Consider the following 22,231-nt stretch of genomic DNA (forward strand, 5'->3'; position numbering starts at 1 on the left):
CCTTAGCGCGGCGCCCTGCCCCAGACCCGAAATCGTGACCGTCACCAACAACCCTCCGTCACGCCGCCACCCGAGGCAACGCCCGCCGCACGACGCGCCCGTCCCGCACCTCGAAAACGATGTCCGCTTGCAGCTCTTCGTCCGCATTGTGCGTTACGTGCACGACCGTCCGTCCAGCGAGCTCCGTACGCAACGTCGCCCGCAACGCCCGAGCCGTCGGCTCATCAAGATGCGACGTCGGCTCGTCAAGCAACACCAACTCCGCCGACGAAGCCGCCAGCAACGCCCGCGCCAAGGCGACCCGCTGAGCCTGCCCACCGGACAACCCGGCCCCGGCGCTGTCGAGCACCGTCGCCAAATCCAACTCCGGCAACTGCGCGAGATCCAGCACCCGCCGCAACTCGGAGGTCTCCGCGAGAGGATCCGCGAGCCGCAAATTCTCCGCCACAGTGGTCGAAACAAGCATCGGCTCCTGAGGCGCCCAAGCCACCTTCGCGGGCACGACAACCTCACCCCGCCGAGGCTGAAGAAACCCGAGCAAAGCCGCCACCAACGTAGACTTCCCAGCCCCACTCGGCCCGACGACCGCCACGTAAGCCCCAGCCGGCACGCTCAAGTCGACGTCCTTCAACACCGCTTCCCCGCCGGGCCACCCCAGCTCAGCACCCCGCAACCGGATCGCAGCTGGGCCGTCCAGCCCCGGCTCACCCGCAGCCTGCCCAACGCCAGACGCGGCCTCATCCCCCGCTCCCGCCGGTCGAGCACCGCACCGGACCCCGGCCTGGCCGTCTAGGCCCAACGCGCCAGCAGACTGACCGACGCCGGACGCGGCCTCGTCCCCACCCCGCCGGACCACAGCTGCACGACCCAGCCCCCGCTCACCCGCAGACCCGCCCCGCGCACCCACAACCGCGCGAACCGCCTCCCCGCGCACGCCCTCTACCCCGGCAAGCCCCGCCGCGAACTGCCCGCCGCCGACCGCCGCAGCGTCCGACCCGCGCCGACCGCCCCGTGCCGTCTCGCCCATCCCACCCGCAGCAGCCGCGAGCCGAGCCCCGCCGTCTTCCGCAGCCTCCGGATGCCTCCCGTCCTCGAGCCCGCCAGAACCAGCCGCACCCTGCGCCGACGCGCCCACCACCGCATCCAGCCGGACCCGAGCCGCCCGCAGTGTGTCCCAGTGCACTGCCGCTTGGGGCAGCAGCGCCAGCACCTCCGCCAGCGCCAACGGCACCAACGCCAGCAGCGGGGCCATCACCCCCGCCAACTCGCCCCGTCCGACCGCTCCCGCGGCCAGCATCGTGCTGATCACCGCGGCCGCCCCGGTCGCCAGCGTGATCAGTGCGTCCGCCGCGCCCGCGCCGAAGGCCTGCCGTCGGGTGTCGGCCGCCAGTTGGGTGTCCGTCGAAGCGAGTTCGCGGCGACGCGCAGCCGCCCGGCCGTAAGCGAGCAGCTCTGCCGCCGACGAGAACAGCACCAGCACCCGCGCCGCGACGTCACGTCGTCCGGCTGCGAGCGCCGAAGTGGCTCGTCGTTCCAGGCGCAACGCGACCGCCGGAGCCGCCAAACCCACCAAAACCGTCAAGGCCAGCACCAAACCGGCCGACGGCAGCACCATCGTCTGCACCGCGATGGCCCCGGCTGCGACCAACCCGACCACGATCGGCGGCGACACGACTCGTGGCAGCAAATCCCGCACCGTGTCGACGTCCGTCACCAATCGCCGTTGGCTCTCCCCTGCTTCGAGGCTGCGCGCCGGACCCAAGCGCACCAACGCGTTCCACAACCGGACGCGCAACCGTCCGGCGATCCGGAAGGCGGCGTCGTGCGTCACGAGCCGTTCGACGTACCGGAGTCCGGCTCGGCCCAGCCCGAAGGCACGTACCCCGACGACCGCGACCGTCAAGGTCAAAATCGGTGGCTGCAACGACGCTTTGGCGATCAACCACCCAGAAGTCGCGGTAAGGGCGATCCCGGCCAGGAGCGCCAAGGCACCTAACAAGGCACCGGAGAACAGCCGCCGGTCGAGCAACATCCGCCAGGGAAGCGGCGACGCGTCGGCACTGTCCGAAGTGGACTCTACTGCTGCCATGGGAGAGGAGTCCGAAACGGCCACTGCGGCAGAACGCTCGTGCGCAGCGATGACCGCCGCCGCACCGTTTTCGACGGCTCGCTCGACGGCGTCCAGCACCCGCCGCGCGTTGACGTCGTCGAGGTGCGCGGTCGGCTCGTCCAGGAGCAGCAACCAGGCACCCGACTGAACCCGCAGCAGCGCCCTAGCCACGGCGACGCGCTGGCGTTGTCCCAACGAAAGCCGGTCGACGGGACGGTCGGCGAGACCATGCAGGCCCAGTTCGCCGAGCATGGCGTCGACGTCCGAGCCCGCGATCGCGAGTTCTTCCCGCACTGTGCCGCCGCTGAAAACCGGCGACTGCGGGACCCACGCGATCCCGGCGCGCCACCGTTCGAGGTCGGCTTCCGCCAGCGGTACGTCTCCGGCCTTTACCGACCCGTCGTAGGACGGTACGAAACCCAGCAGTGTCGCGAGCGTTGTCGATTTACCGCCACCGCTCGGGGCGCGCAGCCATACGAGCTGGCCGCGCCGGACGGAGAAACTCTCGCCGTCGGGAGCGAATCCGCCGCGCCGGGCGACTTTTAGGTCGGACACAACCAACGATCCACAGGGGGCGGTCCGCGTCCCTTCGGCCGGGACCGGTTCCGCGAGCACCGCGGTCACCCGGCGGACCGCTTCCACACCGTCCTCGCTTGCGTGGAACGCCGCGCCGACCGCGCGGATCGGCTGGTAGCACTCGGGAGCGAGAATCAACACGCCGAGTCCGATCGCCAGCGGGAGCGATCCCGACACCAGCCGCACGCCGATCACGACAGCCACCAACGCGACCGACAGCGTCGCCGCGAGTTCGAGCACAAATGCCGAAGAGAACGCGACCCGCAATGTCTTGAGCGTCGCGCGTCGGTGCCGTTCCGACAGTTTCCGCACGGTTTCGGCCTGCGCGTCAGCCCGGCGGAACGCGGTGAGCACCGGCAACGCCCGCACCAGTTCGAGCAGCAGGCCGGACATCCGGTGCACCGCGTCCGTCGCGCCGGATACGCGGTCGGCGGTGAATTTTCCGACCAGGACGGCGAACATCGGCAGCAGCGGAACCGTCGCGGCGATGATCACCGCCGACGGCCAATCTGTCCACAGGATCGCCGCGCCTGCCGCGAGCGGGACGACGGCTGCGGTGACGAGAGCGGGCAGGTACTCGCGGAAGTAGGAGTCGAGTGCGTCGAGGCCGCGGGTGACGAGCGTCGTGAGTTCGCCGTAGCCGCGCCGGGCGAGCCATTCCGGGCCGAGGCGCAACGCGTGGTCGACGACGCGGGCGCGCAGGTCGCGTTGCGCGGTCGCGGCGGCGCGGGCGGAGACAACCCGCACCGCCCAGCTGGTGCCCGCGCGGCCCACGACGAGCGCGAACAGAGCAGTCAACTGGACGGTGCGGCCCCCTTCCCCCAGCCCCCGGGAGACGATGTCCGCGAGGAGGTCCGCTAGCAGAAATACCTGTCCGACAAGGAAAACCGCGTTCCCGAACGACAGCACCGCGACCAGGATCAACGCTCGGCGCGCGGCCGGCCCCAGGGCCGAGAGCGCGCCGAGCGGACCCTTGCCCGGCCGCGCTGGGTCCAGGGTGGACCTCGTGGCGGAAAGGGGTGCGCGGCCGGGAAGCTTCGTCATGGTGCGTGCACCGCCGGGATGTGCTGGACGCCGATGCGCTTGCGGAAAACCCAGTAGGTCCAGCCTTGGTAGATCAGTACCGCCGGTGCGCCGAACGCGCCGACCCAGGTCATCACCGTCAGCGTGTAGTGGCTGACCGCGCTGTTCGTGATGGTCAGCGAGTGCGCCGGGTCCAATGTGGACGGAAGCACGTTCGGGTAGAGCGCGCCGAAGAAGGTCACCGCGGCGGCCGTGATGACGACCGCGAGCGCGGCGAATGCCTGCCCGTCGCGGTCGACATAGAGCCGCAGCCACGCCACCACCGCGGCGAGGATGACGATCACCAGCGAGAAGAGCGTCCACAGTTTGCCTTCGCGGGCCTGGACGACCACGAGGAACGCAACCAACGGCAGCAGTCCGACCGGAAGGACTCGCAGCGCGATGGTGCGCGCACGTTCCCGCAGGTCACCAGTGGTTTTCAGGGCCAGGAACGCCGCGCCGTGCACGAGCGAGAACCCGACGATGGCGACCGCGCCCAGCAACGTGTCCCACCGGACCGACTCGAACGGCGAGCCGATGCGGTTGCCCTGCGCGTCGAGCGGAAGGCCGAGCACGGTGGTCGCGAGCAGGAGCCCGACGCCCAGCGGCGGAATCCACGAACCGATGATGAGCACACGGTCCCAGACGCGCCGCCACCGTTCGGAGTCGACCTTGCCGCGGTACTCGAACGCGACGCCGCGGCCGATGAGCGCGAGGAGGACGAGCAGCAGCGGGAGGTACGCGCCGGAGAAAAGCGAGGCGTACCAGCCGGGAAATGCGGCGAAAGTCGCGCCGGCCGCGACGATCAGCCAGACCTCGTTGCCGTCCCAGACCGGCCCGATCGTGTTGACGAGGACGCGCCGCTCGGTGTTCGTCTTCCCGAGGACCGGCAGCAGCATCCCGACCCCGAAGTCGAATCCTTCGAGGAAGAGATACCCCAGCCAGAACAACGCGACGATCGCGAACCACAGCGTTTCGAGTGTCATGTCCACGCACCTCGTCCGGCGCTTGCCGGGATCATCCGGTCGGCCACCGGGTTGTCCCCACGATGGCCCTGAGTTATCCACAACCCGCCGAGTTGTCCACAGATTTGCTGTGGGTAACCCGCGAGAGCCACGACGCGATTACGCTGGGTACGGGGCGTCCCCCCGGTGAGGGTGGGGGCTGCGTACGCGCGGGAGGGGGTTGGGGCACAAGTTCGCGTCGGTTGGTGCTGCGGGGTGCCGTGAGCTGGGGTGAGGGCGTTCGGTGCCGCGGCCGGGGGCGCGAAGGGGTGCGGCGCGGCGGCGGAGCGGGCCAGCGGGGCGACGGATCTGTGCGCTGCGGCGGCGGGTCGGTCCGCGGTGGCGATGGGGCGGCTCGGAGCAGCGGCGGAGCGGCGCGCGGCGATAGCGGATCGGGCCGGAGCGGCGGGCGGTCGGGCCGCAAGCGCGGCGGAACGGCCTGGAACAGCGGCACAGCGGCCCGAAGCGACAGCAAAACGACCCGAAGCCACCGCCGGTCGGGCCACAAGCGCGACGGACCGGCCCAAAGCGGCGGAACGACCCGGAGCAGCGACGAAGCGGCCAGCAGCGGTCCCGCATCGACCCGGAGCAGCGACCGGCCGGTCCGGCTCGACAGCGAACCTTCGGCCCAAACCGGCAGCGAACCTCCGACCCAGCCCGGCAGCGAACCTCCGACCAAGAGCGGCAGCCAACGCGCGACCCAAACCGGCACCGAACCGACCCGAACCAACAGCCGGTCCACCCACCACAACCGCTCCCGAGACCCCACCCCACAGCATGTCCATCTCCACCCCCCTCATCTCCATCCCGGCACGCAGTTCGAACCCCGTCCAGGCCAGTGGAGCGGGCCGCGCCCAGACCCGGCCCTCCGGGTCTTCTGGCGGCACCCCGGCCCGCTCCACCGGGTCAGTAGGCGAACGAAAGCGCCTGGTCATCGGAATCCTCGGAATCATCGGAGTCGGAGCCAGACCCGGAGGAGGAGGCAGCAGGCGGCATCACCGCGTCCACCCCGCCCCGGATGTACTTGCGCATCAGGTACAGCTCCACCACACCCAGCACCGCGTACAGCACCGTCAGCGAGATCAGCGACGTCAGGACCTCGCCGACCGTCAGCTTCGACACCGCCTGTGCGGTGAACATCCACATGCCCTCGACCCCGGTCGGATTGGGCGCGACCACGAACGGCTGCCGGCCCATCTCGGTGAAGATCCAGCCCGCGCTGTTGCCGATGAACGGCGTCGCGATGCCGCCGAGCACCATCAGCGGGAACCAGCGTCCGCCGGGGATCCGGCCTCGCCGGGTGAGCCACAGGGCCAGCAGGCCGATGCCCGCGGAGATCGCGCCGAAGCCGATCATGATCCGGAAGCCCCAGTACGTCACCGGGAGGCTGGGCACGTAGTCGATCGGCTTCCCGGCCAGCGAACCGAGCGCCGGGTCGTCGGGGTAGTTCGTGCCGTATTTCGCCTGGTATTCCGAAACCAGGTTCTCCACGCCCTTGACCTCGGTCGAGAAGTCGTTGTGCGCCAGGAAAGACAGCAGCGCGGGCACGTTGAAAGTCTTGACGTCCTCGCAGTTCGCGTTGGCCACGTCGCCGATCGCGATGATCGAGAAGCTCGCCGGCTTTTCCGTATGGCACAACGCTTCCGCCGATGCCATCTTCATCGGCTGCTGCTCGAACATCAGCTTGCCCTGCATGTCGCCGGTGATCGCCAGCACCGCGAACGCCACCACGCCGACCCAGCCGCCAAGCCGCAACGACGAGCGCCAGACCTCGCGGTGTTCGTCCGAAGCCGACCGTCGCCGCCACAGGTGCCAGCCGGCCACGCCGACCAGGAACGCCGCCGCCACCGAGAACGCGCCGGCGAGCGTGTGCGGGATCGCGGCGAGCGCCGTGTTGTTCGTGAGCACCGCGCCGATCGAGTTCATCGTCGGCTTGCCGTTCACGAATTCGACGCCGACCGGGTGCTGCATCCACGAGTTCGCGGCGAGAATGAAGTACGCCGAGGCCATCGTGGCCAGCGAGAACGCCCAGGCGCAGGCCAGGTGCACGCGTTTAGGCAGCCGGTCCCAGCCGAAGATCCACAGGCCGAGGAACACCGACTCGACGAAGAACGCGAGGAGGCCTTCCATCGCCAGCGGCGCACCGAACACGTCGCCGACGAACCGGGAGTAGGCGCTCCAGCTCATCCCGAACTGGAACTCCTGCACGATCCCGGTCACCACGCCCATGGCGAAGTTGACGAGCAGCAGCTTGCCCCAGAACTTCGTCATCTTCAGGTGCCGCAGTTCGCCGGTGCGCACCCAGGCGGTCTGCATGGCCGCGACCAGCACCGAAAGTCCGATGGTCAGCGGGACCATCAGGAAGTGGTAGACGGTGGTGATGCCGAACTGCCACCGCGCGAGCTCAAGGACATCCACGTGTCCGATCCTCCGCGCGCGCACCCGCCCCAGCCAGTTCAACACGTCCTGAACTCACCGGGACCAACGTCCCACCGACCTGCTGAAACCCCCGCGCGGCGAGAACCTCGCGGCTACCCCCGATCAGGTGGCGTTCAGCGGGTTTCCTCGACCAGCCACGACAGATAGCGCGGGCTGCCGCCGACGATCGGCGTGACGATGACCTCGGGCAGGTCGTACGGATGCCGCACGTTCAGGAACTCCTCCAGCGCGCCGGAGCGGTCCGCGGCCGTCTTGCACTCGACCCGCCATTCGGCCGCCGTCTGCACCTCGCCTTCCCACCGGAAGACGCTGGTGATCGGCCCCACGATCTGGGCGCACGCGGCGAGCCGGGCCTCGATGGCGCTCGCGGCGAGGGTGCGCGCGGCGGCCTCGGAGTCGACGGTGGTGGTCACGACGACGTGGTCAGCAGACATGACCCGCACCGTACCGCAGCCGGAAAACAGAATTCGGCGCACCGAAAAAAATTATCCGGCAACCCGGCGGCGAGCATTCTGCAATCCTGATCAGGCAATTCGCGAAACCCATCAGCTTGCGGTTTTCTGAATCTCCCCTTTATCGTTGCAGGGAAAGGGGTGAGCACGAACCCATGTCTCCCGCATTGATCGCTCTGTTCAGCGCGTTTGGCCTGGTACTGGCCGTCGAGCTGCCGGACAAGACGCTCGTCGCGACCCTTGTGCTCACCACCCGTTTCCGCGCCTGGCCGGTATTCGCCGGGGTGTGCGTGGCGTTCGCCGTGCAATGCGTGATCGCGGTCGCTTTCGGAAGTCTGCTCACGCTCCTGCCGGAAACTCTTGTTTCGGTGCTGGTCGCCGCGATGTTCGGCGTCGGCGCGTTCCTGCTGCTGCGAGAGGGCTTCAGCGAGGGCAGCGAGGCGGGCGAGGACGCGTCGCGGTCCGGTCCTGGACCGGTGTCGTTCCTGCGCTCCGCGCTCACGTCGTTCGGCGTGCTCTTCGCCGCGGAGTGGGGCGACGCCTCACAGCTGGCGACCGCGGGTCTCGTCGCTCGCCTCGGCAACCCGTTCGCGGTCGGCCTCGGCGCGTTCGTCGCGCTGGTCTCGGTCGCCGGGCTGGCGGTGTTCATCGGCGCGAAGATCCGCGACCGGATCCGCCCGAAGCTGATCCAGCGGGTCGCCGGGTTCGTGTTCGCCGGTTTCGCCGCGTTCGCGCTGGCCCAGCTGCTCTGGTAACCGCCGCTTCACAGGAACGCCAGGTAACCTCTTCGGAACCCCCGAACGAGGACCAGGTGAACCCCCGGTGACGCCATGGCCTCCGCCATGACCGCCGAGGAGCGCCCGTGCCGACCACCTCCCGCGCCGCCGTGTCGCCGGTGCACGGCAGGCTCGCGCTGGTCGGCATCGGGGTGGCCGTGGTCATCGCCACAGACCTGCACCTGCGGCTCTCCTCGCAGATCAGCCCGATCTGGCAGACGCTGTCGGAGTACGTCTACGGCAGGCTCGGCGACCACTCCGCCGCGCGGCTGTTCGCCGTCATGTGCCTGGCCCTCGCGCTCGGCTCGCTGGCGTTGCTGGCCGGGCTCGGCAAAGCCCGCCGCTCGCCCGCCGTCGTCGTCCTGCTCGGCGTGTGGTGCGCCGGCCTGACGATCTGCGCGACGGTCCCGGTCGACCCCCACGGCGAAGCCCGCTCCTTCGACGGCCAGCTCCACAACGCCGCCGCCCTCGCCGCGTTCCTCGCGCTCCCCACGGCGGCCTGGCTGCTGACCCGTCGAGGCGGCCGCTCGTGCCCGTGGGAGCCGCGCCGCACCACGATCCGCGGGCTGGCCGTCGCGAGTTTCGCCAGCGTGGCGGTGGTGTTGGGCGGCTTCGTATTCACGCTGATCACCGGGCCCGCGCAGCAGGAAGTGACGCTCGGGTTGTTCGAGCGGCTGCTGTTCACGGTCGACCTGGCGCTGCTGCTGACCATGGTCCGGCCGCTGGTCGCCGCGTCCCGCCGCTAGATCCGCAGCACCTCAGCGAGCTTCAAAGCCGCCTCCACCGTCAACGGCCCCACCTCGTCCGAGTCCAACGGCTCCAGCGAGATCACCCCGACACTCGCCCGCAGCCCCGGCACCCCACGCACCGGCGCGGCGACGCCTGAAGCGCCAGCCTCGATCTCCCCCGTCGAAACGCTCCACCGATCGGTGCCGCCCGGCCGCAACGCCATCGCCCGGCCCGCGGCACCCGCGGCGAGCGCGTGCCTGCTGCCGACCCGGTACGCCACGTGGTAGCTCGTCCACGACGGCTCGACCACCGCGACCGCCTGCGCGTGCTCGCCCTGGGCCACCGTCAGATGCGCCGTAGCGCCGACTTTCTCGGCCAGCTCGCGCAACACCGGCCGCGCGGCCTCCCGCAGCTGTGGCAGCACCTGACCGGCCAGCCGCAGCACCCCGACGCCGAGCCGCACCTTCGTGCCGTCTCGCCAGATCAGGCCGCGTTCGGCCAACGGCACCAGCAGCCGGTACACCGCCGCGCGGCTCGCCCCGATGGCCACCGCGAGTTCGGAGATGGTCGCCGCCTGCTCGCCCGAATCGGCCACCGCCTGCAGCAGCGCCAGACCGCGTTCGAGGGTCAGCGACCCCTCCCTGCTCACAACAGCCCGAGTTCACCCAGGTCGGCCACCGGCTCGGCGAACGACGCCGCCGCGTACGACCCGAACAGCTCCCGGACCGCCTTCGCGGCCGGCTCCGGCAACGCGCGGGCTTCGTCCGCGAGCGCCTTGCCGTCGGTCGATTCCAGCGCCGCGCGGACGTCGCCGCCGGAGAGGCAGCGCGCCGACGCGACGAGCAGGTTCAGGAAGCCGTGGTGCGTGAAGCCGGTCTCCGGATCGACGTGCCGGACCGCACGGTGCAGGCTGTTCGTCGCCTTGAACGACGCCCCCGGCGAACCGCTGACCACGGACAGGAAGTCGGCGACCTCGTCCACGCTGGGGAAGTTCTCCCCGGCCTTGCCGCCGCAGCGGATCTTCGGCCAGCTGCCGTGCTCGATCACGTTGCGGACGCCGTCCAGCCAGCCGACGCCGCGGCGCGGTTCGACCACCCGGATGACGTCCTCGGGCACGAACTCCGAAACGCGTTCGAGCCACACCTCGTCGACGTCGGACGGGGCGGGCATCTCCACCATCCGCAGCGACAGCAGCTCGCTGCGCGATTCGACGATCGAGATCGCCTTCGGAACGCCGCCGAGCCCGGTGTCGATGATCAGCGACAGCGGCAGCGGCTCCTTGGGCTTGATCTTGATCAGCTCGGTGATCAGCTCCGGCAGCCGCGAGGCCTGGCACAGGAAAACCCCGAGCACCCCGGCGTGTTCCCCGGCGCGCGATTCGAAGTGCGCGCGCAGCGCCTCCGGCATCGCGACGTCCGCGGGCGGGAAGAGCGCCGAGTCGTCGACGAGCCGCGCGAACAGGGGAGGAATTCCACGGGGGCCGGGTGGCGTGAGTTCCACAGCGCTTGACACGACTGACACGCTAGTAGCGTACGGCAAGGGGACAAAATCGTTCGCTCTGCGGACGCTTATTCAGGCCCTTCCCCACCGGGGGCAACCGGCCCACTCGGCCGAGTCCGCCCGCTCCCTTCGCTCAGCCGATCCACTGACCAGCGTTTTCCCGTCCCGTGGGTGATCTTCGCGCGCACCCTTCCCTTCCCGCGTCAATTCAGGTTAGGCTCACCTAAGTAGGAGGTGAGCCGTGACCGAGGCACCCGTATCCGTGCGCCGCCCGCCCGCGCCGAACCCCGCCGAACGCGCCAAGACGATCGCGACCCGCGGCGGCCCGGCGACGATCATGCCGACCGTCGAAAGCGCCGGCTGCGAGGCCGAACGCGTCGAGCCAGTCCTGCACCACGTGCACCACAGCGGAAGCGTCAGCATTCTCCTGCCGGACGAGCACCCGATGGTGTCCGCGTCCCGGCAGGCTCAGCGCGGCGAGCTCGCCGTCATGGTCGAGCTCGCCGACCACGCCCCGGTGGCGCTGCGGGAACCGGTCCGCGGCCTGCTGTGGATCACCGGATGGCTCCGGCCGCTGACGGCGGTTTCGGCCCGCGCGCGTGCGGTGTCGATCGCGCAGCAGCGGCCGGACCACCGGCTTCTCGACGTCGGCCACGGCCTCACGCTGCTCCGGCTCACCCCGGCGTCGCTGGTCCTCGCCGACGCGGAGGGCACGCATTCGCTGCGGCCGCACATGTTCAGCGCGGCCCCGCCGGACCCGTTCCACGACTACGAGGCGGAATGGCTGCGGCATTTGGAAAGCGACCATCCGGACGTGGTCGAACAGCTGGCCCGGCACCTGCCCGCGGACCTGCGCGGCGGCCGGATCCGCCCGCTCGGCCTCGACCGGTACGGCCTGCGCCTGCGCGTGGAATCGACGGCGGGCGACCACGACGTCCGCCTCGCGTTCTCCCGCACGGTCGACAGCCCGCCGCAGCTGGCCGCCGAACTACGGCGGCTGCTGGGCTGCCCCTTCCTCCGCCACCAGCACGGCGAAGCCTGACCGTCGGTGAGGGGAGACCTCAGTCGTCCGCCAGCTCCGGAGGGAAGCCGCCGGTCGCGATCGGTCCCCACCGGTCGATCGTGATCCGGATCAGGCTCTTGCCCTGTTTGCGCATCGCCTCGCGGTACTCGTCCCAGTCCGGGTGCTCGCCGGAGATGCTGCGGAAGTAGTCGACCAGCGGCTCGACCGAATCCGGCAGATCGAGCACCTCCGCGGTCCCGTCGACCTGCACCCACGGGCCGTTCCACTCGTCCGACAGCACGCACACCGACACCTTCGGCTCGCGCCGGAGGTTGACCGCCTTCGCGCGCTTCGGGTAGGTCGCGATGACGATGCGGCCCTCGTCGTCGACGCCGCAGGTGTTCGGGGACAGCTGCGGCCGCCCGTCGGCGCGGGTGGTCACCAGGATCGCGCGGTGACGCGGTTTCAGGAACGCGACCAGTTCGGCGCGCTCGACCTTCGTGTTGGTGGCGATAGTCCTCGGCATACCTCGACGGTAGCGTGCGTTCATGCGCACCACAGAGCGTTCCGGAGGGCCGTCGGGCCTGCGTTCCTGGCTCAATCCGGCACTTCCGGCGTTCCCGGCTCCGCTCGCCGACCCCGGGCAGCGGCGGGCGGTCAAGATCGAGCTGGTCCTCGTCTTCGGAATCACGCTCGGGATGTCCGGCGCGCGCAGTCTGCTGTCCCTTGTGGACTCTCTGTTGCGGCCGACCCCGTTGGCGCAGCAGCAAGTGCAGCTCAACGTCCCGCGCGCCGCGGCGAGCCTGCTGGACCTGCTCCAGCAACTGCTCAGCGCCGCGCAACTGGTCGGCTGGGGCGGGCTCGGGCTGTACCTGCTGTGGCGGGCCGGGCTGAAACTGCGCGAAATCGGGCTGAGCCGGCGCATCCGCTCCGACGCGCTCATCACCGTCGGAATCGCCGCGCTGATCGGCATTCCCGGGCTCGCGCTGTACTTCGTCTCATATCACCTGGGATTCAGCCTCGCGGTGCAACCGTCCACTTTGGGCGATACCTGGTGGCGGCCGATCGCGCTGACGCTTTCCGCGTTCGGCAACGCTTTCGCCGAGGAAGTGCTCGTGATCGGTTACCTGCTCACGCGGCTGCGGCAACTCGGCGTGCGCGAGAACGCGTCGCTGTTCGGCGCGGCGGTCCTGCGCGGTTCCTACCACCTGTACCAAGGGTTCGGCGGGTTCGTCGGCAACCTCGTGATGGGCCTGGTGTTCGGCCGCGTGTGGCAGCGGACCAACCGGCTGTGGCCGCTCATCGCCGCGCATACTTTGTTCGATGTGGTGTCCTTCGTCGGCTATTCGTTGCTGAAAGGCCGTCTTTCCTGGCTCCCGTGAGGCCCGCTCATTAGGCTCGCACTTCGTGAGCGAGACGAGCGAAACGACCGCACCTCCCCGGGTGGACAGCGAAGTCGGGCCTCTTCGGGCAGTCCTGCTGCACCGGCCGGGAAACGAGCTGAAACGGCTCACGCCCCGCAACAACGACAAGCTCCTTTTCGACTCCATCCCCTGGGTGAGCCGGGCCCAGCAGGAGCACGACGCGTTCGCCGACGTCCTGCGCGGCCGCGGCGTCGAAGTGCTGCTGCTGGCCGACGTTCTCCGCACCGCGCTGGAAGACCAGCGCGCGCACGCCGCCGGGGTGCACGCCGCGGTGGACGACCGCCGCCTCGGCGCCGACCTCGCGGACTCCCTTAGGTCGCACCTAACGAGCGTCGACGCGCCCACGCTCGCCGAAGTCCTGATGGCGGGCATGACCTTCGAGGAGCTGCCGTCCGCCGAGGGCGCGTCGCTGGTGCGGATGATGCACCATCCGCGCGACTTCGCCGTCGATCCGCTGCCCAATCTGCTCTTCACCCGCGATTCGTCCGCGTGGATCGGCGACCGCGTGGCGATCTCGTCGCTCACCATGCCCGCGCGGCGGCGGGAAACGGCGCTGCTCGACCTCATTTACGCCTACCACCCGCGATTCCGCCACGCCGCCCGCGCGTACGGCGCGCATTCCGCCCCGATCGAAGGCGGCGACGTGATGCTGCTGGCTCCCGGGGTGGTCGCGATCGGCGTCGGCGAACGGACGACTCCGGCCGGCGCCGAATCGCTCGCTCGTTCCGTATTCGCGGATGGACTCGCGCATACCGTTCTCGCGGTTCCGATCGAACAATCGCGCGCGACAATGCATCTCGACACGGTATGCACGATGGTCGATGTCGACGCCGTCGTGATGTATCCGCTCGCGCGCGATTCCCTGACCGCGTTCACCCTCAAACCGACCGGCGACGGCGGGGTGAAAGTCGCCGGCCCGACGCCGTTTCTCGAAGCCGCCGCGGAAGCGATGGAGATCGACCGGCTGCGGGTGATCGACACCGGCCTCGACCCGGTCACCGCCGAGCGCGAGCAGTGGGACGACGGCAACAACACGCTGGCACTGGCCCCGGGCGTGGTCGTCGGGTACGAACGGAACGCGGAGACCAACGAGCGGCTCGCCGCGGCGGGCATCGAGGTGCTGCCGATCACCGGGTCCGAACTGGGGTCCGGCCGCGGCGGCCCGCGCTGCATGTCGTGCCCGGTGCGCCGCGATCCCCCGCCGAAGCGGCGCTGAGCCGTCGCGAGGGAAGTTAGCCTTTCCTTAATAAGGGCGCACACATTAAGGGAAGGCTAACCAAAATAAGTGTTTCCTTCTTGAGGAATGGTAACCCTAATAGGGTGGAGATCACCAGCCAAAAGTGGAAAACAATGCGCGATTGACGTACTGTGAGGGACATGGCCCTCACGAAGAAAGAACCGCGCTCCAAGTTCTACGAACTGCTGCAGGCGCAGATTCACAACGAGTTCAACGCCTCCCAGCAGTACATCGCGCTCGCGGTCTGGTTCGACAACGAGGACCTGCCGCAGCTCGCGAAGCACTTCTACAAGCAGTCGGTCGAAGAGCGCAATCACGCGATGGCGCTCGTCCAGTACATGCTCGACCGCGACCACCACGTCGAGATCCCCGGCACCGGCGAGGTCCGCAACGAGTTCTCCGCCCCGCTCGAGCTGATCGAGCTCGCGCTGGAGCAGGAGAAGGAGGTCGCCGCCGACATCTCCGCGCTCGCGAAGGCCGCCCGGGCCGAGGAGGACTACATCAGCGAGCAGTTCGTCCAGTGGTTCCTCAAGGAGCAGGTCGAGGAGATCTCCCAGATGTCGACGCTCGTCACGGTCGCGCGCCGCGCGGGTGACAACGTCTACGAGATCGAGAAGTTCCTGCACCGCGAGGCCGTCGGCGACGCCGGCGCGGACTCCGGGATGCCCCCGGTCGCCGGTGGCGCGCTGTAACGCTTGACGTGTGACGGAAGCCCGGTTGTCCCCAGTGTGGACAACCGGGCTTCCCCATGTGGATAACTTCAGCGCCGCTCGTACTGCGCGATCAGCACGCCGGTGGTGGTCGCGACGTTTCCGCCGAGCGTGAATTCGGTCAGTGGCCCCGGTCCCTCGAACAACCGCGCGCCGCGGCCGAGCGTCAGCGGATCAGAAACGGGTAGCTGTCGCCCAGCCCGGCGGCGTGCAGCGCGCGCACGAGCGTAACGCTGCCGATGATCGACAGATCCTTGCCTGGCAAGGATTTCAGCTCCACCGCGGAGCCGCGCAGCAGCACCGGGTTCTGCCAAGCGTCCGCGTTTTCCAGCGTCGTGAAGCCGACCTACTTCGTCGCCGCGTTCAGGTGCGCGGTGTAGGGATTCCCGTCCGTCCGCGGTCCCCAGGCCGTGGCGAAGTCCTCCCAGATGCGCCGGCCGAACAGCCTGTCCCCAGGGCGGTCCCCCATCTCACGGGCCATCACGTCGTCGCTGTAGCCGTTGCCCCAGCTGCCTAGGTCGAACCCACCGCGAGTGCCCTCGTCGCGGCGACCGAGGCCTTGGACGACGCCGTCAAGAGTGGTGCTCAGCGTGACGCTGATCGAACGCATCGGGGATGTCCTCCCGCGGGCCGCCGACCGGCCCGCCACCGCTGCACGAGCGGCGCGGAGCCAGATCGACATCGGCTCCCACAAATTTTTCAGCCGGCACAGTCCTGCGTCTTCGCCCGCACCTCGATGCCCTGAACAGCCCCGTCCGAGTTCAGCGTGAAGTGATACGCCCCCTGGTCACCGGTCGGCGACACGAGCGCGCTCCCCGACTCCGACGTGCCCGGATAGGTCGCGGTGACCTGGTCCTTCGGCGACCCCTCGCCGACGCCTTCCGGGGTGTGCGCGGCACCGTCCGGCTTCACCGCGACCACGCCGTTGTCCTTCGACACGACGGCCGTCGCGTCGGGCACCCCGGCCCCGCTGACGTCGTAGTAAGTGCAGCCCGCCGACTCTTTCACCGCCGTGAGCTTCATGCCCTGGTCCGCGAGCTGCTGCTCGGTCATGCCGAGCTTCACCGCGCCCAGGCCGTCCGCGGTCACCAGCGCGCCGGTCGCGGCCTTCGGCGGCGTCGTCTGCGGCGGCGCGGGCTTCGTGCGGTGCGGATGCGCGGGCGGCACCGGCGGGTCCGCGACGCTGGTCTCCATCGGCGCGGACGGCGCTTGCACCTGCGTCGATTCGGCGCTCGACGGCGGCTCGGGTACCGAAGAGGGCAGCGTGGGCTGGGCGGAAGCGACCTGCTGGGCGGCGACGCCGGTCGTCGCGGGCTGGGTGCGCAGCTGGAGCGCCACCAGCCCGGCCGAAGCCACCGCGAGGACGCACGCCGCCCCGGCCGCGGACGTCAGGATCCGCTGTCTGCGCCGCCGCCTGCGCGCGCCCGCGACGATGGCCGACGCGGCGTCCTCGGCTGGTTCGACGGCCAGCCGGTCGTCGGCGAGGAGGGCGCGCAGCCGCTGTTCCAGATCGTCGGGCTGGCTCACCCGGCGTCGCCTCCTTCCTGGTTCTTCAGTTTCGCCCGCAAGGACGCGATCGCCTTGCTCGCTTGGCTTTTCACCGTCCCCTGGCTGATGTCCAGCGCCTTGGCGATCTCCACTTCGGACAGTCCTTCGTAGTACCGCAGCACCATCACCGTGCGCTGCCGCGGCGGGAGGTCGCGCAGCGCCTGCCACAGCGGCTCGTGCTCGAAGGGATCCTTCGGCGCGCACGGGCTCGTGTCGGGCAGGTCCGCGACGAGGTTCTCCCGCCGCGTCCGGCGCCAGCGGCTGACGTGCGCGTTCGCCATCGAACGCCGCACGTACGCCAGCGGGTCGCCGGTTTTCTGCTGCACGTACGACCAGCGCGCGCCGATCTTTTCGAGCACGGTCTGGACGAGGTCGGCGGCGTCGTGCGGGTTCCCGGTGAGCACGTGGCCATAGCGGAGCAGACCGGGCAGGGCCTCGGTCACGAACTCGCCGAAGTCCGTGACGGCGGCGCTGCCGGCTTCCGCCGGGGAGCCGGCCCAGGCCGGATCTCCGCTCGCCAAGGGCAGTGCGGCTGCCGTCACCGTATCGCCCCCTCCCCGGATGACCACGTCGAGCGACGGCTCCTCGTCATCACCACCACGCATGAGCGCCCCCGAGGGTTGTCCCGTCTCCGTCGCTACTTTCCGTAGCTGTGGACAACTCAGGTCAGCGCACGGAAAGCGACTCGGGCAGCTTCAAGGCGCCATCCGCGTCAGTGGGGAAATCGTGGACCGCCACCACAGCGTTTCGCGGGATCGGGCCGTAGATGTGCGGGAACAGGATTCCGCGCGGGTCCGGCGGTGCCCCGTCCTCCCAGCGGACGGGCGCGTCGACCAGCTTGGGGTCGATTTCCAGCAGTACCAGGCCGGTTTGCCCGCGGTAGAGCGCGTTGGCGGGAAGGGCGACAGTGCCCGGGTCGGAGCAGTGGATGAATCCGGCGTCGTCGAGCGAGGACGCGCGGTATTCGCCGTCGGCGGGCACCGCGGCCCAGGCGTCGCGAGTGCAGATGTGGAGGATCACGCGGTGATCATCCACCTGTGGACAACCCGGGTCGAGTTGTCCACAGGTGGATAACTCAGCGGATGGTGAGCTGCCGCCCGATCAGACCGTCGCGGGCCCGCCGCTCGGCGGCGTTGAGCGGTTCGGAGTCGAGTGATTTGAGCGCCTCGTCCAGCCGGGCACCGAGCTGGTCCTTGGGCTCGGCCCACTCGCGGGCGTGCGCCTCGGGGTCGAGGTCCCACACCGGGACGAGCAGGCCGTGCGCTCGGAACGACCCGGCGTACCGGGTGCCCTCGCCGAGCCCGAGCGTGCCCGCCGCGGACAGCCGCGCAAGCGCTTGCAGCAGCAGGTTCTCCGGTTCCGGGCGGACCCAGCGCAGGTGCGCCTTCTCGCCGGCGAGCACCCAGTAGGCACCGGAACCGAGCCGGTCGGTGGGCATGATCGCGGCGTTCGCGCGCTCGAGGGAGACCGCGACGTCGCCGGTCGCGTCCGCGTCCTCGGGAAGCCACCACGCGAAGTCGGTGTGAAGTTCGACCTCCAGCTCCGCGCTCGGCACGAGCAGGTCCTGGAGCCGGTTGTGCTCGTCCGGGTCGGTGGGCGACGTCGTGTCCGGGACCGACAGCACGTCGCCCGGTTCGGCGTCGAGCAGCCAGCGCAGCGCACGGCCGAGGTCGCGGCTGATGTCGGAGGACCGCGTCTGCACCTGCAGGCCGAGGAACCGCTCGCCGTCCGAGCGGACGAACGCCGCGGCGGCCATGGGCAGCACCGTGCCGAGCGTGACGTCGCCGCCGTCGGCGAGCGTCAGCTTCGCCGTGGCCGACGGGACGAACTCGCGCAGCGCGATCAGCTCGGGCTCCGCCGCCAGCCCCTCGAACGGCTGCCCGACGAAGACGTCGCGCACCTTCGGCTTGCGGTCCGGCTTGGGACCCTTCTTACGCGCGCCCTTACCCATTTCAGCCTCCTTGGAACTCGGTGTCAGACGCTATCGAAGGGACCGGCCGCTCGGGCTCGCGGGTTAGAGTCGACGCGTGTTCGACCCTCGCGATCCCGCTTTCCTCGCCGACCCGTATCCCGCGTTCGCCGCGCTGCGCGCCGAAGGCGAGGTGCACCAGCACGACGGCCTAGGCATCGCGATCACGGTTTCGCACGCCGCGTCCGCCGCCGTGCTGCGCCACCGCGGACTGGGCCGGATCTGGACCGACGCACAACCGCTCGAACGGTTCGCGTCGTTCAATCTGCTGCACCGCAATTCGTTGCTGGAGAACGAACCGCCCGCGCATACCCGCCTGCGCCGAGTCATCGCGAGCGAATTCGGCCGGGGGCACGTGCAACGGCTGCGCCCGATGGTCACGGAACTCGCGGAGTCCATGGTGGACACTCTGGCCGCGAAAATCGCCGCCGACGGCAGCGCGGACCTGCTCGAACACCTCGCCCAGCCACTTCCGGTAGCGGTCATCGCCGAACTGCTGGGCGTCCCGACGTCGGACGGCCCGCAGCTGGTGACGTGGAGCAACGCCATCGTGAAGATGTACGAATACGGCCTGCCCGAAGCCGGCCGCGACGCCGCCGAACAGGCCGCGGCGGATTTCGTGGCATACCTGCGCGAGGTCGTCGCCAGTTCCCCGCGCGGGATCGTGCGGGACCTGACCGCGAGCGAACTGACCCCAGACGAGGTCGTCGCCACCGCGGTACTGCTGCTGATGGCAGGCCACGAGGCAACGGTGAACGTGATCGGCAATGGAGTGACCGCACTGCTCACCCACCGCACGGAATGGGACCGACTTAGGTCCGACCCAACGTTGCTGGACTCGGCTGTGGAAGAACTGATCCGCTTCGACTCGCCGCTGCAGCTGTTCGAACGCACGGCGACCGAGGATGTGGAAATCGCCGGTCACCGGGTGGAGAAGGGCACGAAGATCGGCGCGCTGCTGGGCGCCGCGGCGCGGGACCCGAAGGTGTTCGACGCCCCGGACACGTTGGACGTGGGCCGCTCGCCGAACGCCCACCTCGGATTCGGGATGGGGATCCATTACTGCGTCGGGGCCCCGCTGGCGAGAGTGGAAATCGCGGCGGCGTTGACAGCGTTGACGAAGCGATTGCCGGACTTGCGACTGGCTGGGGAGCCGGAACGAAGGCCGGAGTTCGTGATCCGGGGGTTGCGGACTTTGCCGGTGACTATTTGAGCTTGCTCGGGTGGTGAGTGCTGCATAATCGCGCCGCCTACCGGCCGGAATCCGCACCAACCGGTGAGCAGGTTCGCGCGGCTCGGGCACAAACCGCGCGCCGCCGTGAGGTGGAATCGGAGCGAAGCGGCGAGGGAATCCGTGCGGCTTACATGCAAACCGCCGGTCCCCACCGACCGGACCGCGCGGGTCACGGACCTTGCCCGCGGTCGCTTCAACTCCGCGTTCCTGGCGGTGAGTGCTGCATAATCACGCCGCCAGCCAGCCGGAACCAGCACCAACCAGCGAGCGGGCGTCAGCGCAAGCCTGCGAACAAGTCGTCCTCCAGTCCGGGGCCGACCTTGACTGGGCCGTTCGTGAGGGCCAGGTGGTAGTCCTCCCAGGGCCAGGTCTTTCGTTCGATCTCGCGCGAGTGCGCGAAAAACGGGTGCCCCGGATCCATCTGCGTAGCGTGCGCGCGCAAAGCCGCGTCCCGGGTCGCGAAGTGGTCTTCGCAGCGGATGCGGGTGGTTACGGTGAGCGCGTCGGTCGGCGGGAGTTCCTCCAAGACTGGGCCCATCAAGGACTCTTCGCCAGCGGCGAGGGTCGCTTCGTGCATGGCTTCGAACCAGGAGCGGCTGAGGGTGGCCAGGTAGTAGAGCTTGCGCGGGGTGCCGTCGTCGGACTCGTCGAACGCGGCGGTCGTGATCTCGTGCGTGCGGATGTGGTCGGGGTGTGGATAACCGCCGGTTTCGTCATAGGTGACCACCACTTGTGGACGGAATTCCCGCATTAGTTCCAGCAGAGGTTTTGTCGCTTCCGCGAGCGGGATCTGCGCGAAGCTTCCGAGGGGGGAAGGCGTGGTCAGACCCGAGTCCTCGTGGCCGAGGAATGTTTGGCGGATGCCGAGAATCCTTGCCGCGTCGGCCATTTCCTGGCGGCGGATGGCGGGTAGGTTTCGTCGGACGTCTTCTCGATCCAAAGCTGGGTTGAGCACATCTCCGCGTTCGCCGCCGGTGCAGGTGGCTACCAGGACGTCGACGCCTTCGGCTGCGTAGCCGGCCAGGGTCGCGGCGCCTTTGCTTGATTCGTCATCGGGATGGGCGTGCACGGCCAGGAGGCGGAGCGTCATGCGCGGGTTCCTTTCGGGAAGAAGAGGGCGGGGACAAGGCTCAGCACGGAAAGGCCAAGTGCCCAGGTGAACGTGGTGCCGAACGCGGCGGCGCCCGGTGGTTGCGCGTGCAGGACAGCCACCAGAATCGCCGTGCCCAGTGAGCCGCCGATGCGGTTTACGACGTTGATCGCGCTCGCCGCGCGCGGGATTTGGCTGCGTTCCAGCGAGGTGTAGAGCATCGTCATGCCGGGGGTGGTCGTCGCGCCTAGGCCGAACCCACGGATCAGCAACGAAGTTATCAACAGGGTCGGGCTGGGGGAATCGCCGAACTGAGTGAAGGCGATCGTGCCCGCCAACGACAGTGCGATGCCGGTGAGCATGACTGTTCGCGAGCCGAAGCGGTCCAGCAGTTTTCCGCCTGCGATGAGGACTACGGCGGAGCCCAGGGCTTGGGGTGCTAGCAGGAGTCCGGCGGCGAGGGCGGACGTGTGCTGGATTTGTTGGGCATAAAGCGGAAGCAGCAGCATCGAGCTGTACAGTGACGCGCCCAGCAGGAAGGTGCTCGCACTCGCGACGGTGAAAGCCTTGTGGGCGAACAACTTCAGATCGAGCAGCGGCGCTTGTGCACGACGAGCGTGTCCGGCGTACGCGATCAGCAGGATGGCACCGGCGACGGCGAATATGCTGGAGCCTTCGCCTAAGCCGTAGCCGAGCGCGGCAAGTCCTGGTGGGAGCAGCAGGAGGCCGCGGACGTCTAGCGGATCGCGCGTGCCAGCGGGTTCCTCGCGCGGCAGCACCCGGACGGCCAGCAGCAAAGTGGCGACACCGAACGGCACGAGCCCGAAGAACAGCCAGCGCCAGCCCAGGTCCTGGACGAGCGCGCCGCCGAGCATCGGGCCGAGTACCGGTGCGACGGTCGCGGGCAGCGTGACGACTCCGATCATCCGGCCCAGCCGAGGACCGGCCGCCTGCGCGAAAATCGCCTGGCCGACGGGCTGCATGAGGCCGCCGCCGAGTCCGTGCAGCACGCGGAACGCGATCAGCGCCGGCGCCGACCAGGCGAAGCCGCACAGCACCGTCCCCAGCGTGAACAGGCCGACGGCGGCGATCCACACCTGACGACCGCCGAACCGGTCGGCGAGCCAGCCGGACAGCGGGATGGTCAGCGAGGCGGCCAGCAGGTACGCGCTGGTCACCCACTGCACGGTCGGCAGCGAACTGTCCAGGTCACGCGCCATCACGCCCACCCCGACCGACACGATCGTCGCGTCCAGGATCGACAGCACCGCGCCCAGGATCAGCACCCCGCCGAGCCGGCGAAGACCGGAATCGGAGACCGGCAGCTGCGTGGTCATTGCCTCACCCCCTTCATTAGGTCGGACCTGA

22 protein-coding genes are annotated in these 22,231 nt (G+C 69.5%); 7 read left to right on the forward strand and 15 right to left on the reverse strand.

Annotated features, from left to right (window positions below; genetic code table 11):
- Positions 1 to 58: 58 nt before the first annotated feature.
- From cydD to cutA, 4 genes are all read right to left on the reverse strand, one after another.
- Complete coding sequence (gene cydD / locus F9C11_RS06030) at positions 59 to 3,730, reverse strand: thiol reductant ABC exporter subunit CydD (RefSeq protein WP_409183915.1); 3,672 nt, start codon at positions 3,728 to 3,730, stop codon at positions 59 to 61.
- Positions 3,727 to 4,734: a cytochrome d ubiquinol oxidase subunit II gene (cydB, locus tag F9C11_RS06035; protein WP_409183916.1), complete on the reverse strand. Its 1,008-nt coding sequence runs from the start codon at positions 4,732 to 4,734 to the stop codon at positions 3,727 to 3,729. Before cydB ends, cydD begins: the two co-directional genes overlap by 4 nt.
- Positions 4,735 to 5,658: 924 nt before the next feature.
- Positions 5,659 to 7,170 carry a cytochrome ubiquinol oxidase subunit I gene (locus F9C11_RS06040; protein ID WP_409183917.1) on the reverse strand — a complete coding sequence of 504 codons (1,512 nt, stop codon included), beginning with the start codon at positions 7,168 to 7,170 and terminating at the stop codon, positions 5,659 to 5,661.
- Between the two features lie 134 nt (positions 7,171 to 7,304).
- A complete protein-coding gene (gene cutA / locus F9C11_RS06045) occupies positions 7,305 to 7,625 on the reverse strand; it encodes a divalent-cation tolerance protein CutA (RefSeq protein WP_409183918.1) in 321 nt (106 codons plus the stop codon).
- A 173-nt stretch (positions 7,626 to 7,798) separates the two neighbouring features.
- On the opposite strand from cutA, the gene F9C11_RS06050 reads away from it, so the two are divergent.
- Together F9C11_RS06050 and F9C11_RS06055 are read left to right on the forward strand one after the other, a co-directional pair.
- Complete coding sequence (locus F9C11_RS06050; protein ID WP_409183919.1) at positions 7,799 to 8,398, forward strand: TMEM165/GDT1 family protein; 600 nt, start codon at positions 7,799 to 7,801, stop codon at positions 8,396 to 8,398.
- 107 nt (positions 8,399 to 8,505) lie between these two features.
- Positions 8,506 to 9,165 (forward strand): DUF998 domain-containing protein, encoded by a 660-nt coding sequence (locus F9C11_RS06055; RefSeq protein WP_409183920.1) that lies wholly within the window; start codon positions 8,506 to 8,508, stop codon positions 9,163 to 9,165.
- Here F9C11_RS06055 and F9C11_RS06060 read toward each other — a convergent pair.
- Together F9C11_RS06060 and F9C11_RS06065 are read right to left on the reverse strand one after the other, a co-directional pair.
- The gene (locus F9C11_RS06060) at positions 9,162 to 9,797 is read right to left on the reverse strand and encodes an IclR family transcriptional regulator (RefSeq protein WP_409183921.1); all 636 of its coding nucleotides are present in this window, start codon (positions 9,795 to 9,797) and stop codon (positions 9,162 to 9,164) included. The genes F9C11_RS06055 and F9C11_RS06060 overlap by 4 nt on opposite strands.
- On the reverse strand, positions 9,794 to 10,648 hold the full coding sequence (locus F9C11_RS06065; protein ID WP_409186824.1) for a hypothetical protein: 855 nt from the start codon (positions 10,646 to 10,648) through the stop codon (positions 9,794 to 9,796). The genes F9C11_RS06060 and F9C11_RS06065 overlap by 4 nt, the downstream gene beginning before the upstream one ends.
- A gap of 241 nt (positions 10,649 to 10,889) precedes the next feature.
- Here F9C11_RS06065 and F9C11_RS06070 point away from each other — a divergent pair, with 241 nt between their 5' ends.
- Complete coding sequence (locus F9C11_RS06070) at positions 10,890 to 11,690, forward strand: DUF2470 domain-containing protein (RefSeq protein WP_409183922.1); 801 nt, start codon at positions 10,890 to 10,892, stop codon at positions 11,688 to 11,690.
- A gap of 19 nt (positions 11,691 to 11,709) precedes the next feature.
- On the opposite strand, the gene F9C11_RS06075 is transcribed toward F9C11_RS06070, so the two are convergent.
- Complete coding sequence (locus F9C11_RS06075; RefSeq protein WP_409183923.1) at positions 11,710 to 12,177, reverse strand: PPOX class F420-dependent oxidoreductase; 468 nt, start codon at positions 12,175 to 12,177, stop codon at positions 11,710 to 11,712.
- Between the two features lie 22 nt (positions 12,178 to 12,199).
- Here F9C11_RS06075 and F9C11_RS06080 point away from each other — a divergent pair, with 22 nt between their 5' ends.
- From F9C11_RS06080 to F9C11_RS06090, 3 genes are all read left to right on the forward strand, one after another.
- On the forward strand, positions 12,200 to 13,033 hold the full coding sequence (locus tag F9C11_RS06080) for a CPBP family intramembrane glutamic endopeptidase (RefSeq protein ID WP_409183924.1): 834 nt from the start codon (positions 12,200 to 12,202) through the stop codon (positions 13,031 to 13,033).
- A gap of 61 nt (positions 13,034 to 13,094) precedes the next feature.
- A complete protein-coding gene (locus tag F9C11_RS06085) occupies positions 13,095 to 14,291 on the forward strand; it encodes an arginine deiminase (protein ID WP_409186825.1) in 1,197 nt (398 codons plus the stop codon).
- A gap of 161 nt (positions 14,292 to 14,452) precedes the next feature.
- Positions 14,453 to 15,004, forward strand: coding sequence for a ferritin (locus F9C11_RS06090; RefSeq protein ID WP_409183925.1), 552 nt, complete (start codon positions 14,453 to 14,455; stop codon positions 15,002 to 15,004).
- A 184-nt stretch (positions 15,005 to 15,188) separates the two neighbouring features.
- Here the strand turns inward: F9C11_RS06090 and F9C11_RS06095 are convergent, their stop codons facing one another.
- From F9C11_RS06095 to F9C11_RS06120, 6 genes are all read right to left on the reverse strand, one after another.
- Positions 15,189 to 15,323, reverse strand: coding sequence for a hypothetical protein (locus F9C11_RS06095; RefSeq protein ID WP_409183926.1), 135 nt, complete (start codon positions 15,321 to 15,323; stop codon positions 15,189 to 15,191).
- Between the two features lie 45 nt (positions 15,324 to 15,368).
- Positions 15,369 to 15,632, reverse strand: a complete 264-nt coding sequence (locus F9C11_RS06100) for a hypothetical protein (protein WP_409183927.1) — start codon at positions 15,630 to 15,632, stop codon at positions 15,369 to 15,371.
- Positions 15,633 to 15,721: 89 nt separating this feature from the next.
- Positions 15,722 to 16,549, reverse strand: coding sequence for a hypothetical protein (locus F9C11_RS06105; RefSeq protein WP_409183928.1), 828 nt, complete (start codon positions 16,547 to 16,549; stop codon positions 15,722 to 15,724).
- Positions 16,546 to 17,112 (reverse strand): SigE family RNA polymerase sigma factor, encoded by a 567-nt coding sequence (locus F9C11_RS06110; RefSeq protein ID WP_409183929.1) that lies wholly within the window; start codon positions 17,110 to 17,112, stop codon positions 16,546 to 16,548. Before F9C11_RS06110 ends, F9C11_RS06105 begins: the two co-directional genes overlap by 4 nt.
- A gap of 124 nt (positions 17,113 to 17,236) precedes the next feature.
- A complete protein-coding gene (locus F9C11_RS06115) occupies positions 17,237 to 17,590 on the reverse strand; it encodes a DUF952 domain-containing protein (RefSeq protein ID WP_409183930.1) in 354 nt (117 codons plus the stop codon).
- Positions 17,591 to 17,645: 55 nt separating this feature from the next.
- On the reverse strand, positions 17,646 to 18,521 hold the full coding sequence (locus F9C11_RS06120) for a DUF5926 family protein (RefSeq protein ID WP_009085745.1): 876 nt from the start codon (positions 18,519 to 18,521) through the stop codon (positions 17,646 to 17,648).
- A gap of 76 nt (positions 18,522 to 18,597) precedes the next feature.
- Between F9C11_RS06120 and F9C11_RS06125 the strand changes: the two genes are divergently transcribed.
- On the forward strand, positions 18,598 to 19,752 hold the full coding sequence (locus F9C11_RS06125) for a cytochrome P450 (protein WP_409183931.1): 1,155 nt from the start codon (positions 18,598 to 18,600) through the stop codon (positions 19,750 to 19,752).
- A gap of 295 nt (positions 19,753 to 20,047) precedes the next feature.
- Here the strand turns inward: F9C11_RS06125 and mca are convergent, their stop codons facing one another.
- Positions 20,048 to 20,863, reverse strand: coding sequence for a mycothiol conjugate amidase Mca (mca, locus tag F9C11_RS06130; protein ID WP_409183932.1), 816 nt, complete (start codon positions 20,861 to 20,863; stop codon positions 20,048 to 20,050).
- The gene (locus F9C11_RS06135; RefSeq protein WP_409183933.1) at positions 20,860 to 22,200 is read right to left on the reverse strand and encodes a DHA2 family efflux MFS transporter permease subunit; all 1,341 of its coding nucleotides are present in this window, start codon (positions 22,198 to 22,200) and stop codon (positions 20,860 to 20,862) included. Before F9C11_RS06135 ends, mca begins: the two co-directional genes overlap by 4 nt.
- Positions 22,201 to 22,231: the final 31 nt, after the last annotated feature.

The sequence above is a fragment of the Amycolatopsis sp. VS8301801F10 genome, assembly GCF_046195355.1.
Classification (GTDB): Bacteria; Actinomycetota; Actinomycetes; order Mycobacteriales; family Pseudonocardiaceae; genus Amycolatopsis.